Source organism: Neobacillus sp. 114 (assembly GCF_030127045.1).
GTDB classification, from domain to species: Bacteria; Bacillota; Bacilli; order Bacillales; family Cytobacillaceae; genus Neobacillus; species Neobacillus rhizophilus.
The window spans coordinates 5,690,456-5,706,175 of sequence record NZ_CP126144.1 but is presented as its reverse complement, the minus strand read 5'-3'; the positions used below and the strand labels follow the sequence as shown (position 1 = coordinate 5,706,175).

Below are 15,720 nucleotides of genomic sequence, written 5' to 3'. Positions count from 1 at the left end.
GAAATCGAAACTCTTCTTGGCAAAAGTCAACCGCTTGAAGAAAAAGAACCATTCCAATTTACAGAGTTTTCTTCTGAGACCATAACAAAAGCTTCGGAAGACCAAATGAATATGCAGCTTCTGCTTGATATTCCGTTAGAAATCGTCGTCGAACTTGGCAGAACCAAAAAGAAAATCAGTGAAGTTCTCGAATTGTCCAGCGGCTCCCTCCTTGAACTGGACAAAATGGCCGGAGAACCGGTAGATGTCTATGTGAACAACAAGCTGGTTGCTAAAGGTGAAGTTGTCGTGATTGACGAACATTTTGGTGTGAGAATCACGGAAATTGCTCAATCCCCTTTCTAAAGGTGAAAACAATTTGATGGAGAATATTATGATTGAGGAAAAAGAGGCACTGCTTGAACAGTATTATCGGCTAACCAAGGCCATGTATGAAGCCTTGGTTCAGGGTAAGACAGAGGATTTTTTTACCTTATTAGAGAAACGGGAAGATTACATCAAGAGCTTCAACAAGCTGGATACCGCTGCCGGTACGCGCCTTAAAAATGAAAAAGTCGAAAACTTGTTTCAAGATTTGCTAAAGCTAGAACAAGCGATTCAAAAGGAACTGCAAAAAACATTAGGGAAGCTGTCCCAACAGGTCCGACTTGTGCAAAATGAAAAGTTTCTGACAAAGCAATATGAAGAAACCTTAGCAGTTTCAAAAGGCGTCTTTTATGATGAAAAGAAGTAATTAAAGGAGTAACATACATGTTAAATCCGAATGAGGTCTATCAAAGAAATCAAGTAACAACCGCAAGACCAGAAGAGCTGACGCTCATGCTTTATAATGGCGGTTTAAAATTCATTCAGCATGCCAAACGAGCAATCGATACAAAAGATTTTCCGAAGGCACATACCTTCATTATGAAAGCACAGGATATTATTACGGAACTGTTGGTTACCTTAAATATGGAGTACGAGATATCTCATTCACTCCAGAGCCTGTATGAATTTATGAAACGCAAATTGATTGAAGCCAACATGGCCAAAGATGCTGAGATTCTTGATGAAGTGCAAAATATGCTTGTAGAGCTCAAGAATACTTGGGCAGAAGCGATGAAAATAACGAAAAACTCCTAGTGCCTTTGCATTAGGAGTTTTTTTCATGGGAAAATTACGTGGCCCAGAAAATACCACTAGTGTTTAAGATTGGCTTTTAATCTGAATAGCCGTATCTTGGGACATTTCATTACAATAAAACGACAATTCGTGACAAATCTAAGATTAATTGGCGATTGATGTGGTATTTTTGTATAGGATTAAATTCTTATCTAAAAGAGAGACTATTGAGTTGTGAGAAATACAAAAATAGTCCATTAGAACTCTTTTTTGTTATAAATATTACCAATCAATATCACTTTTGTTACAATAGTATTATGTCGAAAGCTGTCGTGTAATAAAGAAGGAGAGCAGGTGAATTAGATGAATCAGATAATAGGAATAATGTCACGGGCTATGGATGCATCGTCACTTCGTCAAAAGGCCATTTCAAACAACATCGCCAATGTTGATACTCCTAATTATAAGCCAGTCGAGGTTTCTTTTGAGAAACTCTTGCAACAAGAAATTGATAGCAACTTTACCGGAAATCGCACAAATGGTAAGCACATTGCGATTGGAAAATCGGGTGAGGTTCCGTCACCAGAATCGGCAAAAGCTAATATCGTGATGAAAAATAGCGAAAACGGTGTGGATTTGGACAATGAAATGGCAGAAATGAGCAAAAACGCCCTTTGGTATCAATCCTTAACCTACGGAATCAATGAAGAATTTAATTTGCTAAAAATGTCAATTAGAGGAAGCAGGTAATTGGAATGTCCATTTTTCAAGCACTTTCAACAAGCGGTTCAGCACTGACTGCTCAGCGTCTTAAACTAGATGTTATTTCTTCAAATATTGCCAATGCCAATACGACAAGAGGAGAATTTGTAAACGGGGAATGGGTTCCATATCGGAGAAAAATGGTGGAACTTGAAACAAAGAAAGAGACATCCTTTGATCAATTGTTAAAGCAGGAGATTAACTTAAAGGGTGTCCGCGTCAGCAGGATTGTGGAAGATTCAACCCCATTCCGGGCAGTTTATGATCCTTCCAATCCGGATAGTAATGGAGAAGGCTATGTGATGATGCCCAATGTTGATATCACCAAGGAAATGGTTGATTTAATGTCATCATCAAGAGCATATGAAGCGAATGTAACGGCATTTAATGCAGGAAAGTCGATGATGGAAAAAGCTCTCACCATTGGAAAATAAGGAGGAAAATAAATGGTAAATATATCAGCTATTCAACCTAAAAATAATAGTTTACTATCATTAAGTAAACCTCAAAGCCCAGGACAAAATTCCTCATTTGAATCCATGTTGAACCAATATATCAAGCAAGCCGATAGCACGGTTAAGGACTTTGAAAGTAAGTCCCTTTCATTGGCAAAAGGTGAAGGTGTCAATATACATGATGTTACTATTGCTGCCCAAAAAGCAAGCATTGCCATTCAATTAACTACCCAAGTACGTGATAAAGCGGTTGAAGCATACCAAGAAATGATGAGAATGCAAGTCTAATAGAAAGTAAACAATAGAAATCGTGGAGCGATCATGAAACAACAAATACGGGATTTCAGAGAAAAAATAGGCGGAAATTGGAACTCTATAAGCAAAAAAAATAAGTTTTTATATAGCGGCCTCTTTGTTTTCGTTATTTTGGCCTTGTCGCTTACCATTTATTTTGTCTCTAAACCTGATTATGTTCCTCTTTTTAATAATCAATTGAGTCAGCAGGAAATTGGAGAAATAAAGGCTGAGCTGGATAGACAAGGCTTTGCAGATTATCGCCTGGAAAACAACGGAACTTCCATAACTGTTCCCGCAAAAGAGGCGCCTAATTTGTTGGTATCGTTGGCTGCCAAGGGACTGCCGAAAACAGGAACCATCAGCTTTTCGGAAATGACCAAGGATTTGAAATTTGGGGCGACCGACCGTCAGCTTGATGCCATGGAAAAAGAGGCCCTTCAAGGACAAGTGGCTGATCTGCTTACCCATGTAAGTGGAGTGAAAAGTGCACAGGTGGTCATTTCGACTCCTGAAGAAAGTTTGTTTGTTCGTCCAGAGGAGAAAGGGAAAGCTACGGCCTCGGTTGTGGTTGAACTTGAACCTGGTGTGGAACTTGAGCCCAAGCAAATTCAAACCATGTATCATTTAGTTTCCAAGAGTATTCCCAACCTGCCAAAAGAAAACATTATCATGACAGATCAAAGCGGGCAAGGATTGGATACATCGCAGGATACGCTCCTTACTGATAACTACAACAAGCAGCGGAAAATCCAAAATGATGTGGAAATGGATATTCAAAGGGATCTGCAGCAGATGCTGGGGACGATTATGGGCCATGATAAAGTGATGATTCAAGCTTTTGTTAGATTGAACTTCGACCAGGTGAAGACGGAAGAGAATCTTGTTGAGCCCGTCAATAAAGAAACAAATGAAGGTATTGTAATCAGTGCTGAGAAAATTTCCAAGACTTATAAGGGCCAGGATAATTCAACTGGCGTAACCGGCACAGGAGAAACGGATATACCTGGGTATACGGCGGAAGGAGCTGCACAGGGAACCACTTCAGAGGAACTTGAAAACCGTGTTAATTATGAAGTCAATCGGATTACGAAAAATATCGTCCAAAGCCCATATAAAATAGAAGATTTAACGATCAATGTCGGCGTGGAACCGCCTGATCCAAAGGATCCCAATTCATTAACCGATGCGACAAAAGCCAATATTGAGCAAATGTTATCCAATGTTGTTCGCACGGCCTTAAGTGACAATCCTAACTTGACGGATCAAAATATTGCTTCACGGATTACGGTATTTCCTCGTGAGTTTAGCGGTAAAGTGCAAACAGCAAAAGCAGAAGCGAAAACAGCGCAACTATCTAAATGGTGGATGTTTGCTCTCGCGGGAGCAGGTGCATTATTGCTGATAGCCTTGATTATTTTCCTTATTGCCCGCCGCCGCAGGAAGCTGGAAGAAGAGGTTGAAGAACAAGATCCATTCCCGCTCTTGCCTCCGCGTGAAGTAAGGGCGAAGGAAGAATTAGAAATTGAGGAAGAAAAGGCAGCAATTAAAAACGAAATTGAACAAATGGCTCAGCACCAGCCAGAAGTTTTTGTTGGATTGCTGAGAAATTGGCTTTCATAAGACCAGGGGAAAGAGAGTGATAGGATGGAAGAATATACAAATATACAGAAAGCAGCCATCTTAATGCTTTCATTGGGTCCGGAAGCTTCGGCTCAAGTGATGAAACATTTAAATGAAAAAGAAATTCAAAGCATAACGAAAGAAATTACCGAATTACGACGGGTTACTTCTGATGTGAAAGAGAAAATCGTGTTGGAATTTCATGATTTGGCTGTAGCCCACCACATTGTCTCGTACGGAGGCCTTGATGCGGCAAAGGAATTTTTAATGCGTTCTTTTGGTGAAGAACAGGCCACGAGTTTTCTCAATCGTTTAGGAAAAGAAGAAGACCGGCCAAATGAACAGCCGTTTGGATATGTACAGAAGGCTGAACCTCTGCAAATCCTTAACCTGCTTCAAAGTGAGAAAGCACAAACCATTGCTCTTGTTCTTTCCTATCTTGATCCAGAAAAAGCCGCAGTGATTCTTGCTTCTTTTTCTCCAGATAGGCAGATCGAAATTGCCAGAAGAATTGCGATGATGGATACGGCTTCCCCTGAATTTATTCAGCAAGTGGAGCAAGTTCTGAATGACAAACTGTTGATGACCAGCTCACATCAGCACGAAGTCCAAAACGGTGTTGATTCCATTGTCAGTATTCTTAATAATGCAGATCGAGGTACGGAGAGAAATATTCTCGAAAGAATGGAAGAAGCTGATCCAGAGCTTGCCAATGAGATCAAGCAGCGCTTATTTGTCTTTGATGATATCGCGAATTTGGATAACCGTTCCATCCAGCGGATTTTGATGGAGGTTTCCAACACAGATCTTCCGCTTGCGCTGCGGATGGCAAGCGAGACTGTGAAGGATGCTATCTTCCGCAATATTTCCAAACGCCGTTTAGAGGCGCTGGAGGAAGAGCTGACCTATGGTGAACCTGTCCAAGTAAAAGAAGTGGAAGAGGCTCAGAGCCGAGTTGTCGGTATTGTTCGAAAGCTGGAGCAGGAAGGTGTCATTATTATTTCGCGAAGTGGTGAAGTAGTTCGTGTCTAGGTTGGTAAAAGCATACAAGGTTGTATCGAAGAGCGAAACAAAAATTGTCAGCCTGCCAAACCCTATTGAATTGCCGGATGAAGAAGAAATCCCTTTTCATGAGGAGGAGCCATTAGAGTTTAACCAAATGAAAAAAGAATTAGAAGAAGAGCTCTCCAATCGAAGGGAACAGGCACTAAAAGAAATCGCAGACTGGCGGCGTAAGGAAGAAGAACAATTCCGCTTAGAATTAGAACAAGAAAAAAGACGTGGCTATCAGGAAGGCTATGAGATTGGGATAGAAGAAGGCAGAAACCATGGTCTTGGTCAATATACGCAGCTTGTCCAAAAAGCGAACGCAGTCTTAGAGCAGGCCTACCAGGAAAAAATTGCGATTATTCGGGAAGCCGAGCCTTTCGTTGTGAATCTAAGTATTGAAATTGCCAGCAAAATTTTGCAGCAGGAATTGAAAACAAATCAAGAAACCCTGCTTCCAATGATTAAAGAGTCCATTACCTCTGTCTATGAAACTTCTTCCTTAACCATCAACGTTTCGCCAGAGGACTACTCATTTGTCCAGAAGCAAAGGGAGCAATTATTTGCCGTTGTAAACGGAAAAGTGGAAGTGAAAATTTTGCCTGATTATTCCATCCAGCATGGAGGATGTATCATTCATACTTCATCCGGCAGTGTGGATGCAAGAATTGATACGCAATTAAGCGAAATCAAAAAGGCCCTTCTCGCTTATCAGCAGGAGGACCGCCATGAGTAAATGGAATCTTCAATCGTATCTAGATGTGCTTGAGTCGGTCAATCCCATCAAGATGAACGGAAAGGTAACGCAAGTGATTGGACTGACCATTGAGTCCCAAGGACCCGATGTGAAATTAGGGGATATTTGTCATATTTTTTCAACTGGCCAGCAAAAGCCAATTCAGGCAGAAGTGGTCGGTTTTCGAAACCATAAAGTGCTGCTCATGCCGCTTGGAGAGATTCACTCGATTGCACCGGGCTGTGATGTCATTTCAACAGGAAAACCGTTAACGGCAAAAGTGGGCATGGATCTGCTTGGTAAAGTGCTTGACGGCCTTGGCAATCCGATGGACGGCAGCAGCCTGCCAATGGGTCTTCTCGAAACAAAGGCTGATAATCTTCCGCCAAACCCGTTATCAAGACCAAGAATTACCGATCCTTTGAGTGTGGGTATTCGTTCAATTGACGGATTGTTAACCGTTGGCAAAGGACAAAGGGTCGGGGTGTTTGCTGGAAGCGGTGTTGGAAAAAGTACTCTCCTTGGCATGATTGCCCGGAACACGGAAGCAGATGTGAATGTCATCGGGCTGATTGGTGAGCGGGGAAGAGAAGTGCTGGACTTCATTGAACGCGATTTAGGTGAAGAGGGACTTGAAAAGTCAGTTGTCGTGGTGGCAACCTCCGACCAGCCGGCGCTAATCCGGATTAAAGGGGCGATGATAGCCACCGCTATCGCTGAGTTTTTTCGCGACCATGGCATGAATGTAAATCTCATGTTAGACTCTGTCACTCGTTTCGCGATGGCTCAGCGGGAAATCGGCCTTGCGATTGGCGAGCCGCCGGCAACAAAAGGATATACTCCATCCGTGTTTGCTATGCTCCCGCGTTTATTGGAAAGAGCCGGAACAAATGCAAACGGCAGTATCACTGCATTTTATACCGTCCTCGTCGATGGTGATGATATGAATGAACCGATTGCCGATACGGTAAGGGGGATATTGGATGGGCATATTGTTCTTGATCGGAACCTTGCCCGAAAAGGAGTTTATCCCGCCATTGATATATTGTCCAGCGTCAGCCGGGTGATGAAGGATATTGTCACGAGCGAGCACATATTGGCAGCCGAAAAATTAAAACAGCATATGAGTGTCTATCACAAAGCCGAGGATTTAATCCAAATTGGCGCTTATAAAAGAGGGACAGACCGGGAAATTGACCAGGCAATGGATGCAAAAGGCTGGATTGACCAGTTTGTCAAACAAAGTACGACGGAGTCGCCAACGCTTGAAGCGACTGTTGAACTGCTGATTAATCAATTTGGAGTGAAACAACTATGACCTTTCAATTTCCATATAACAACATTTTAACACTTAAGGAAAAAGAAAAAGACCAAGCCTATTCGGAATTTGGCATCATTATAAAGAAAAAAGCTGCTTTGCAAGAAGAACAAAATGCCTATATTCAAGAACGGGATGATCGAATTAGCCGTTGGGAACAGGAAAGTTTTACTTCTGTTATAGAAATTCGCCAGCGACATCATTTTTTAGAGGGTCTTAACGAAAAAATTTCTAAAATTAATAAAGATTTATTAAAGGTGGAAGAAGAATTTAAGACAAAACAAGCCATCTTTTTCGAAAAGAAAAAAGATGAGCGAATGTGGCAGCACTTACGTGACAAATCATATGATGCCTATATCCAAAAAGAGAAGAAAGAAGAACAGGATCTCATGGATGAAATGGCGGCAATACGCCACTACCACCAGCGTCTATCTATTTAGGCATTCTGAAGGAACATTATGAAATAAAGGGGCATTCAACGTGAAGGAACAAAAAAAGGGAATGTATGGGGCTGTCCAATCCGTACAGTTTTCGCCCATCATCGAACAGCCGGCCGCCGTTTCAGAGAAAAAGCAATTACAATTGTTAACAGATGTATCCCTTCAACTCTCCTTTGAACTTGGCAGAACCAAAAAGACAGTCCGGGAAATTCTGCAATTAAAGAAAGGGTCGGTCCTTAGCTTAAATAAGCTTGCAGGTGAAAGTATTGATGTATTGGTGAATAATATGACGATTGCTTCTGGGGAACTGGTTGTTTTAGATGAACAATTTTCGATTCGGATAACCGACATTCTTTCCAAACAAGAAAGAGAAAGAAAAATAAAGTGAGAGGGGAAAGCTACGTGACTTCAGCTAGAAAATGGATAGCCATTGTTTTCGTATGTCTGCTGGTGTCCATCCAGCCGCTATCTGCAGCACATGCCGCGGAGAACAGTGTTTACGAGAATTTCCAAAACAACTCTGATCATCAACAAAAAAGCGGCACCGCCTCTACACTTTCCAACCCTCCTAAAGCCTCAATGGGGCTTTATCTTTTGCAATTTTTTGGTTCATTTTTATTAATCATTGGTCTTCTTTACCTTGTATTGCGTTTTGTTTCGAAAAAATCCAAGCTGTTCCCTGGAGGCGGGGCCTTCCATGCGCTTGGCGGACATTCATTCGGGAATAACCGCTCTTTGCAGATGCTTATGATTGGCGATACTCTATACATTATTGGTGTAGGCGACAGTGTTAATTTAATTCGGACGATTCCGCCTGGGGAGGAACAAACAAAGCTATTGGAAACGGTAGCGGTTAAACCGGTTGATATCTCAGGAAAAGGAAAATGGAATTGGGGATTTTTTAAAGGAAAGACGCCTAAGGAAAAGTGGGATGATTTGTTTCTAGCTCAATTAAAGGAAATGAAATCGGGCCAATCTGACAACAAAGACTAACATGAAAGGGGGTGGCGGCCATGAAAAAAGTAATCCTACTTACGCCTGTATTCTTTTTTATCTATCAATTTTCGGCTTTTGCAGCGACACCGGGCGTCCAGATTAATTTTGGAGGCTCAGAGTCCTCGAATGGAACATCGACAACCGTTCAATTAATCCTTATGCTGACCGTCCTTTCTGTTGCCCCTAGTATTCTATTATTAATGACATCTTTTACGAGAATTGCGATTGTGCTTTCGTTTGTTCGCCATGCGCTTGGCACTCAAGCGATGCCGCCGAACCAGGTTATCATGGGTCTGAGTCTGCTGTTAACTTTTTTTATCATGGGACCCACCTTTCAGGAAGTGAATAAACAGGCACTCCAGCCTTTTTTGGATGGCAAGCTTGAGCAGCGGGAGGCATTTGATAAAGCAAGTGCTCCGATGAAGGAATTTATGGCCAAGCAAACGCGTGAAAGTGATTTAAAGCTGTTTCTCGACTACAGTCATGCCCAAGACATTAAGTCAATTCATGATATTCCGCTTACAGTGCTGGTGCCGGCTTTTGCCATCAGTGAGCTGAAAACAGCATTTCAAATGGGCTTTTTGATTTTTATCCCATTCGTTGTGATTGATATGATTGTCTCCAGTATCTTGATGGCGATGGGGATGATGATGGTTCCGCCTTCTCTCATTTCTTTGCCTTTCAAAATCCTGCTGTTTGTGTTAGTAGACGGCTGGCATTTGGTGGTTCAATCATTATTCGTAAGTTTTAAATGAGGATGTGTAAACAATGACACCAGAGAGTATGATGGGACTTGCGCAAAACTCCATTTACGTGACTTTGCTCGTTATTGCTCCCATATTGGGGATTGCTTTAGTGGTCGGGCTTGTTGTAAGTATTTTTCAGGCGGTTACTCAGATTCAAGAACAAACGTTATCATTCGCTCCAAAAATTATTGCTGTATTTGTCGGATTGCTCATTTTGGGGCCATGGATGCTGTCCCAACTATTAGACTTTACAAAAAATATTTTCGCCAATCTTACTAGTTTCATAGGATAAAGCGATGCTATTTTTCGATTATTTACCCCAGTTTTTGTTAGTTTTTGTCCGTTTAACCAGCTTTTTTGTGTCAGCGCCTTTATGGATGGACAGGCAAGTTCCTGGACCATATAAATGGGGATTTGCGTTTTTCACCTCCATTCTTGTAGTTGGGGTGATTGACCACCATCAAGTGTTGGAATTCGACGGGGAATTCATTTTGCTTGTCTTAAAAGAAACAATGGTGGGGCTTTGTTTAGGGTTTATTGCCGCCATTTTACTATATGCCGTACAAGTCGCGGGAAGTTTTATTGATTTACAGAGCGGTTTCGCAATGGCATCGATGTTTAATGCTCAGACAGGGGTGCAGGAGCCGATTACTGGCCGCCTTTTTTACATTATTACCATGGTCTTTTTTTTATCGGTAAACGGCCATCATATTCTTATTCAGGGTGTACTGGCCAGCTTTGATTGGCTTCCAGTAGATTCTTGGCTTCCAGTGTTGGTGTCCAAGAATCTTGCGGCCCTTTCGTTGGAAGTAATGAGGAATATGTTATGGCTTGCCTTTTTAATCGCAGCGCCCATCGCAGGTGCGTTGTTTTTAGTAGATGTCGCTTTAGGGATTTTATCGAAAACGGCTCCGCAAATGAATCTCTTTGTCGTGGGGATTCCAGTGAAAATGTTTGTCCACTATCTTGTTCTTTATGCGTTTTTGCCAGGCTTTTTCTTTGTTCTCGGGAAGCTGGTTCGTACGATGGTTCATTCGTTAGAACAATTATTGAAGATATTAGGCTCGTAAAGGATGTCTCCTTATGGAAAAAACTGAAAAAGCGACCCCCAGGAAAAAGCAGGAAGCACGAAAAAAGGGACAAGTCGCTAAAAGTGTTGATTTAACGAATTCCCTGGTCCTGATCGCCGCATTTTCCATATTGCTTTTCCTAGGTGGTCAGATTGCAAAACGGTTGCATGACTTGTTTCAATATGGCTTGTCAGATTTATTACTTTGGAATGTTACAGAGGAATCTATTCCACTGTTATTTATAAATTTACTCAAAGAGAGTGCTATGATTGCTTCGCCCATCGTTCTTGTATCCTGGCTTGCTGCGTTAGCTGCCAATTTGGCGCAAGTCGGCTTCCTGGTCTCGACGGAATCGATGAAGCTGGATTTAAAAAAGTTAGACCCGATTGCAGGGGCAAAACGGATTTTTTCTGTAAGGTCCTTTGTCGAACTAATTAAATCCATTCTTAAAGTAGTTGTCATCGGGGGCATAACAGCCCAGCTTTTGTGGCAGCAAAGGGGAGTATTTCTGCAGCTTCCGGAAATGGAACTTTTGAGCATTGTTTCATTTCTATCATCACTTATGTTGAAATTGGGGATTACGATTTCCGCCGTTTACCTTGTGATTGGTGCTGCCGATTTTTTCTATCAGCGCTTTGACCATGCAAAGAAATTAAGGATGTCTAAACAAGATATTAAAGATGAGTACAAGAAAACGGAAGGCGATCCGTTAATTAAGCACAAGATTAAGGAAAAGCAGCGGCAAGTGGCGAGATCACGGATGATGCAGGAAGTTCCGAATGCCCAAGTGCTGATCACCAATCCCACCCATTTTGCTGTGGCGATTGCCTATGAAGCAGGAAAAATGAATGTGCCTGTCGTGGTGGCAAAGGGTGCCGATTACTTGGCTTTAAAAATGAGAGAAATAGCCAAGGAACATCGTGTCGTCATTATGGAAAACAAGCCTTTAGCCAGAACATTATATGCAAATGTTGAGGTTGGACAAGAGATTCCAGAAGAACTGTTTAAAGCTGTTGCCGAGATTTTGGCTTATGTCTATCGGGTTAAAGGAACATTAAGCAAGTAGCGGGGGTAAAAGAATGAAACTGAAAAATCTGGTCGTATTAATGGCTGTTATTATGATTGTGGTCATGATGGTCATTCCATTACCGACCTTTATGCTTGATATTTTGCTGATTTTGAATCTTTCCGCTTCCGTATTGATTCTATTAATTGCCATGAATACGAAGGAATCGCTTGACTTCTCCATTTTCCCATCGCTCCTATTATTGACGACGCTTTTTCGATTATCTTTAAATGTGTCAAGTACGCGGTCGATATTATCCAAAGCAGAAGCAGGGAACGTGATCGAGGCATTTGGAAGTTTTGTAATCGGCGGAAATGCTGTTGTCGGATTTATCGTTTTCTTAATTTTGGTCATTATTCAATTCATTGTTATTACAAAGGGTTCGGAACGTGTGGCAGAGGTAGCAGCCCGCTTTACATTAGATGCGATGCCAGGTAAACAAATGAGTATCGATGCGGATTTAAATACAGGAATGATCAGTGAAAAAGAAGCCCGGCACCGCCGCCAGAAGGTGGAACAGGAAGCTGATTTCTATGGCTCCATGGATGGTGCGAGTAAATTCGTCAAAGGGGACGCGATTGCCGGGATTATCATCCTCATCATTAACGTCTTTGGCGGTTTCATCATCGGAATGACGATGCACGGGATGGATTTCAACGAATCTATCAACACGTTTACCCTATTATCTGTAGGGGATGGGCTTGTGAGTCAAATCCCTGCTCTGTTGATTTCAACGGCAACAGGAATTATGGTCACAAGAGCAGCTTCTGATGGGAATTTTGGAGATGATCTTAGCCAGCAAATGCTGCAATTTCCGACGTTATTGTACATTGTTGCAGGCTGTATTGCCCTTTTAGGGGTAGTGACACCGATTGGGATTTTCCTTACTTGGAGCATTGCCGGTTTGTTAGCACTTGGCGGTTATCAAATGCAGAAAAGCCAGACGAATAAGGAAGCAGCAGAAGAAAACCTTCAATCTGAGCAAGAATTGGAGGAAGTACGGAAACCTGAAAATGTCTTCAATTTGCTTCGCGAAGACCCGATTGAATTTGAATTTGGGATTGGCCTTATTAGTTTGGCAGATGTGAATCAAGGCGGTGATTTACTTGATCGGGTGGTCGCCATTCGCAGGCAGATTGCCTTGGATATGGGAATCGTCGTTCCGGTCATCCGCATTCGCGATAACATCCAGCTCCGGCCCAATCAATATAGTATCAAAATCAAGGGAAATGAAGTGGCAAACGGAGAAATTCTCTTAGATCATTTCCTTATGTTAAATCCCGGAAACGAGGAACATGGGATTGATGGGATTGAGACGACAGAACCGACCTTTGGACTGCCGGCCTTATGGATAAATGAAGAAATGAAGGAACAAGCAGAATTGTTTGGCTATACGGTTGTTGATCCATCTTCTGTCATTAGCACGCATCTTTCCGAAACGATTCGCAAATATGCCCATGAGATCTTAGGACGGGAGGAAACGAAACAATTAATTGATCATGTGAAGGAAAGCTATCCTTCCTTAGTCGAAGAACTCGTTCCTCAGGCATTGTCTGTCGGGGATATCCAAAAGGTATTGCAAAAGCTATTAAAAGAGAATGTATCTATCAGAAGTCTTTCGGCGATATTTGAAGCGCTGGCAGATTATGCGGTGTACACAAAAAATGCGGAAATCTTAACGGAATACGTAAGACAAGCCCTGGCACGGCAGCTTACTTCCCAGCATGCACAAAATGGAGTCATCCATGCTATTCTCGTTGGGGCAGGGATTGAAAAGAAACTCGCTGAGTCGATTCAGCGGACAGAACAGGGAGATATCCTTACTATTGATCCGGAATCCAGTCAGAAGATTATTCATTCCTTTACTGAAACCATTCAGCAAACAACTCAAATGGGACTCCGTCCGGTCATTCTATCATCTGCTGGGATTCGCATGTACGTCAGGCAGCTAACAGACCGTTCATTAGCTGATATACCGATCCTTTCTTACAATGAGTTAGAACCTAATGTAGATGTACAAAATATTGGAGTGGTGAATCTATGAAAATAAAAACTTACGTAGTGAACTCTTTGGTAGAAGCCTATCCATTGATTTTGCGCGATTTGGGAAAAGACGCGATGATTTTAAAACAGAAGGTCATTAAGGCCCCAGGTTTATTCGGGATGTTTCGAAAAAGAAAATTGGAGGTCGTCGCGGCTTCGGATCTGGCGGATGAACCAAGTAATTCGAGCAGGCAGGAATTAAAGGAGGAAATAAATAAAGAGTTAATTCCTTCCGAAGTCGTCAATGAATCAGCCATCGTCTCACAAGATGTATTATTGAAGGAATTATCAGAGGTAAAGGGGCTAATTCGCTCCATTACAAACACAGATAACCGTTCACAAAGTATTCCCGAACCATTAGCTAAATGGGTAGAGAGATTGCAAGATCAAGAAGTAGATGAAGAAGTCATCCAATATATCCTTAAGCGTGTAGAAATGAAGGAGGAAAGAATTGACGAGCTTCCAAGCGAGAGAATCGAAGAAATGCTTGTGTCTATTCTAGTACAGCTAATTGAAGAAGGTATTGCGAAAGATGCAGCAGATTCAACTCCTTATCTTATTACCTTAGTAGGACCGACTGGAGTAGGCAAAACTACGACACTAGCAAAGTTAGCGGCTGCCCGAGTACTGAATGGCCGCCTGCGGGTAGGGCTATTAACGGCAGATACGTATCGAATTGGTGCAGTTGAACAATTAAAAACCTATGCCAATATCTTAAACATTCCGATCGAGGTTGTCACAACCCCGGACGATTTGCAGCCTGCCATAAATGGTTTGAAGGGGTGTCAAATGATACTCATGGACAGTGCAGGGCGAAATTATTTGGAGGATCAGTACATTGATGAGATTAATCAATATTTAGGCTATGAAGCGCCGCAGGAGAATTATTTGGTATTGAGTATGACCACCCGTTGGCGGGATATGAAAAAGATTACCGAAAAGATGAAATCCGTACCAATTGACAAGCTTATTTTAACAAAATGGGATGAAACAACATGTTATGGAGCAGCTCTCAATATGCTGTACCACTTTCCTTACCCTTTAGCTTATCTATGTATTGGCCAAGGAGTTCCGCAAGATATTATGACAGCAAATCCCGAGTTTATGGCGAAAAAGATACTAGGAGTGGATGAACATGCAACAAGATCAAGCCTATCTTTTGAGACAGTTATCTAACTCCACACCCGGCCATAGTCGTAAATCTCGAGTCGTCACCATTGCGAGCGGTAAGGGCGGCGTTGGAAAATCTAACTTTGCCTTAAACTTTGCGCTAAGCTTGATTGCCGCAGGAAAGAAAGTCGTTTTGATTGATCTTGATATTGGAATGGCCAATTTGGATATCTTAATGGGGCTGAATCCAAAATATCATTTACTAGATATGATTAAACATAAAAAGAGTATTTGGGATGTGCTGGAGAAAGGTCCTAATCAATTAGAATATTTAGCGGGCGGTTCAGGGTTTAACCATCTTCATCAATTGGATGAGGATGAAAGGAGTTTTTTCTTTCATGAATTAGAGAAACTTCATGGATACGCAGATATCATTCTTATTGATACAGGTGCTGGTCTTACTCTAGAATCGCAGCAATGCCACCTATCCGCGGATGAGGTCATCCTGCTGACGACACCAGAGCCAACTTCCATTGCTGACGCCTATTCTGTTGTGAAAATGCTGCACAGCCAGCGGCCGTCGTTGTCCTTTCAACTTGTCATCAATCGCGTTTCTAATCCGAAACAAGGAATGGAAGTGGCCAGTAAATTTAAATCTGCTGTGCAATCATTTTTAAAAAAGGAAATTAAAATATTTGGAGCCATACCAGATGACCCTTATGTCATGCAGGCTGTTTTAAAACAAGTGCCTTTTACCCTTGCTTTTCCTCGTTCATCTGCCTCATCAACGATTAAGAGGCTGGCCGAACGGTTTGTATCAGGAACACCGGAACCTAAAGATAACGGGGGAATAAAAGGGTTTATTAGGAAACTTACAAGGATTCTAGATAAATAAAAATAGGTTTATTTTTTA

The 15,720-nt window shown here is 41.9% G+C and carries 19 protein-coding genes and 1 pseudogene; all 20 read left to right on the top strand.

Annotated elements, in window-relative coordinates:
* Nucleotides 1-45: 45 nt before the first annotated feature.
* Nucleotides 46-345 (top strand): annotated as a pseudogene (gene fliN / locus QNN06_RS28045) (flagellar motor switch protein FliN); the annotation flags it as partial.
* Between the two features lie 16 nt (nucleotides 346-361).
* Entirely contained in the window at nucleotides 362-733 is a 372-nt protein-coding gene (gene fliT, locus QNN06_RS28040; protein ID WP_284037991.1) for a flagellar protein FliT, read from the top strand.
* Between the two features lie 17 nt (nucleotides 734-750).
* Nucleotides 751-1,122 (top strand): flagellar export chaperone FliS, encoded by a 372-nt coding sequence (fliS, locus tag QNN06_RS28035; protein WP_284036431.1) that lies wholly within the window; start codon nucleotides 751-753, stop codon nucleotides 1,120-1,122.
* A 342-nt stretch (nucleotides 1,123-1,464) separates the two neighbouring features.
* Nucleotides 1,465-1,851, top strand: coding sequence for a flagellar basal body rod protein FlgB (gene flgB, locus QNN06_RS28030; protein WP_284036430.1), 387 nt, complete (start codon nucleotides 1,465-1,467; stop codon nucleotides 1,849-1,851).
* Nucleotides 1,852-1,856: 5 nt separating this feature from the next.
* Entirely contained in the window at nucleotides 1,857-2,297 is a 441-nt protein-coding gene (flgC, locus tag QNN06_RS28025; protein WP_284036429.1) for a flagellar basal body rod protein FlgC, read from the top strand.
* A gap of 12 nt (nucleotides 2,298-2,309) precedes the next feature.
* Entirely contained in the window at nucleotides 2,310-2,606 is a 297-nt protein-coding gene (fliE, locus tag QNN06_RS28020) for a flagellar hook-basal body complex protein FliE (RefSeq protein WP_284036428.1), read from the top strand.
* Between the two features lie 33 nt (nucleotides 2,607-2,639).
* Nucleotides 2,640-4,235 (top strand): flagellar basal-body MS-ring/collar protein FliF, encoded by a 1,596-nt coding sequence (fliF, locus tag QNN06_RS28015; RefSeq protein ID WP_284036427.1) that lies wholly within the window; start codon nucleotides 2,640-2,642, stop codon nucleotides 4,233-4,235.
* Nucleotides 4,236-4,259: 24 nt separating this feature from the next.
* The gene (gene fliG / locus QNN06_RS28010; RefSeq protein ID WP_284036426.1) at nucleotides 4,260-5,267 is read left to right on the top strand and encodes a flagellar motor switch protein FliG; all 1,008 of its coding nucleotides are present in this window, start codon (nucleotides 4,260-4,262) and stop codon (nucleotides 5,265-5,267) included.
* Entirely contained in the window at nucleotides 5,260-6,018 is a 759-nt protein-coding gene (locus tag QNN06_RS28005) for a FliH/SctL family protein (RefSeq protein ID WP_284036425.1), read from the top strand. The genes fliG and QNN06_RS28005 overlap by 8 nt, the downstream gene beginning before the upstream one ends.
* Nucleotides 6,011-7,336, top strand: a complete 1,326-nt coding sequence (gene fliI / locus QNN06_RS28000) for a flagellar protein export ATPase FliI (protein WP_284036424.1) — start codon at nucleotides 6,011-6,013, stop codon at nucleotides 7,334-7,336. Before QNN06_RS28005 ends, fliI begins: the two co-directional genes overlap by 8 nt.
* On the top strand, nucleotides 7,333-7,776 hold the full coding sequence (locus QNN06_RS27995) for a flagellar export protein FliJ (protein ID WP_284036423.1): 444 nt from the start codon (nucleotides 7,333-7,335) through the stop codon (nucleotides 7,774-7,776). Before fliI ends, QNN06_RS27995 begins: the two co-directional genes overlap by 4 nt.
* A 40-nt stretch (nucleotides 7,777-7,816) precedes the next feature.
* On the top strand, nucleotides 7,817-8,164 hold the full coding sequence (fliN, locus tag QNN06_RS27990; protein ID WP_284036422.1) for a flagellar motor switch protein FliN: 348 nt from the start codon (nucleotides 7,817-7,819) through the stop codon (nucleotides 8,162-8,164).
* Nucleotides 8,165-8,178: 14 nt separating this feature from the next.
* Nucleotides 8,179-8,769, top strand: coding sequence for a flagellar biosynthetic protein FliO (locus QNN06_RS27985; protein WP_284036421.1), 591 nt, complete (start codon nucleotides 8,179-8,181; stop codon nucleotides 8,767-8,769).
* Nucleotides 8,770-8,789: 20 nt separating this feature from the next.
* Nucleotides 8,790-9,527, top strand: a complete 738-nt coding sequence (fliP, locus tag QNN06_RS27980) for a flagellar type III secretion system pore protein FliP (RefSeq protein ID WP_284036420.1) — start codon at nucleotides 8,790-8,792, stop codon at nucleotides 9,525-9,527.
* Between the two features lie 13 nt (nucleotides 9,528-9,540).
* Nucleotides 9,541-9,810, top strand: a complete 270-nt coding sequence (gene fliQ, locus QNN06_RS27975) for a flagellar biosynthesis protein FliQ (protein WP_284036419.1) — start codon at nucleotides 9,541-9,543, stop codon at nucleotides 9,808-9,810.
* Nucleotides 9,811-9,814: 4 nt separating this feature from the next.
* A complete protein-coding gene (gene fliR, locus QNN06_RS27970; protein WP_284036418.1) occupies nucleotides 9,815-10,588 on the top strand; it encodes a flagellar biosynthetic protein FliR in 774 nt (257 codons plus the stop codon).
* Nucleotides 10,589-10,601: 13 nt separating this feature from the next.
* The gene (gene flhB / locus QNN06_RS27965; protein WP_284036417.1) at nucleotides 10,602-11,654 is read left to right on the top strand and encodes a flagellar biosynthesis protein FlhB; all 1,053 of its coding nucleotides are present in this window, start codon (nucleotides 10,602-10,604) and stop codon (nucleotides 11,652-11,654) included.
* 13 nt (nucleotides 11,655-11,667) lie between these two features.
* Nucleotides 11,668-13,698, top strand: a complete 2,031-nt coding sequence (gene flhA, locus QNN06_RS27960) for a flagellar biosynthesis protein FlhA (protein WP_284036416.1) — start codon at nucleotides 11,668-11,670, stop codon at nucleotides 13,696-13,698.
* A complete protein-coding gene (flhF, locus tag QNN06_RS27955) occupies nucleotides 13,695-14,873 on the top strand; it encodes a flagellar biosynthesis GTPase FlhF (RefSeq protein WP_284036415.1) in 1,179 nt (392 codons plus the stop codon). Before flhA ends, flhF begins: the two co-directional genes overlap by 4 nt.
* Entirely contained in the window at nucleotides 14,833-15,702 is an 870-nt protein-coding gene (locus QNN06_RS27950; RefSeq protein WP_284036414.1) for a MinD/ParA family protein, read from the top strand. Before flhF ends, QNN06_RS27950 begins: the two co-directional genes overlap by 41 nt.
* The last annotated feature ends 18 nt before the right edge of the window (nucleotides 15,703-15,720 follow it).

What these genes read in the sequence shown, in the direction of transcription:
- fliF (WP_284036427.1), top strand. Translation starts at nt 2,640, where the DNA reads ATGAAACAACAAATACGGGATTTCAGAGAAAAAATAGGCGGAAATTGG.
- QNN06_RS27995 (WP_284036423.1), top strand. Translation starts at nt 7,333, where the DNA reads ATGACCTTTCAATTTCCATATAACAACATTTTAACACTTAAGGAAAAA.
- flhA (WP_284036416.1), top strand. Translation starts at nt 11,668, where the DNA reads ATGAAACTGAAAAATCTGGTCGTATTAATGGCTGTTATTATGATTGTG.
- fliG (WP_284036426.1), top strand. Translation starts at nt 4,260, where the DNA reads ATGGAAGAATATACAAATATACAGAAAGCAGCCATCTTAATGCTTTCA.
- flhF (WP_284036415.1), top strand. Translation starts at nt 13,695, where the DNA reads ATGAAAATAAAAACTTACGTAGTGAACTCTTTGGTAGAAGCCTATCCA.
- fliI (WP_284036424.1), top strand. Translation starts at nt 6,011, where the DNA reads ATGAGTAAATGGAATCTTCAATCGTATCTAGATGTGCTTGAGTCGGTC.
- fliR (WP_284036418.1), top strand. Translation starts at nt 9,815, where the DNA reads ATGCTATTTTTCGATTATTTACCCCAGTTTTTGTTAGTTTTTGTCCGT.
- fliS (WP_284036431.1), top strand. Translation starts at nt 751, where the DNA reads ATGTTAAATCCGAATGAGGTCTATCAAAGAAATCAAGTAACAACCGCA.
- fliT (WP_284037991.1), top strand. Translation starts at nt 362, where the DNA reads ATGGAGAATATTATGATTGAGGAAAAAGAGGCACTGCTTGAACAGTAT.
- fliQ (WP_284036419.1), top strand. Translation starts at nt 9,541, where the DNA reads ATGACACCAGAGAGTATGATGGGACTTGCGCAAAACTCCATTTACGTG.
- fliP (WP_284036420.1), top strand. Translation starts at nt 8,790, where the DNA reads ATGAAAAAAGTAATCCTACTTACGCCTGTATTCTTTTTTATCTATCAA.
- fliE (WP_284036428.1), top strand. Translation starts at nt 2,310, where the DNA reads ATGGTAAATATATCAGCTATTCAACCTAAAAATAATAGTTTACTATCA.
- flhB (WP_284036417.1), top strand. Translation starts at nt 10,602, where the DNA reads ATGGAAAAAACTGAAAAAGCGACCCCCAGGAAAAAGCAGGAAGCACGA.
- QNN06_RS27950 (WP_284036414.1), top strand. Translation starts at nt 14,833, where the DNA reads ATGCAACAAGATCAAGCCTATCTTTTGAGACAGTTATCTAACTCCACA.
- flgB (WP_284036430.1), top strand. Translation starts at nt 1,465, where the DNA reads ATGAATCAGATAATAGGAATAATGTCACGGGCTATGGATGCATCGTCA.
- flgC (WP_284036429.1), top strand. Translation starts at nt 1,857, where the DNA reads ATGTCCATTTTTCAAGCACTTTCAACAAGCGGTTCAGCACTGACTGCT.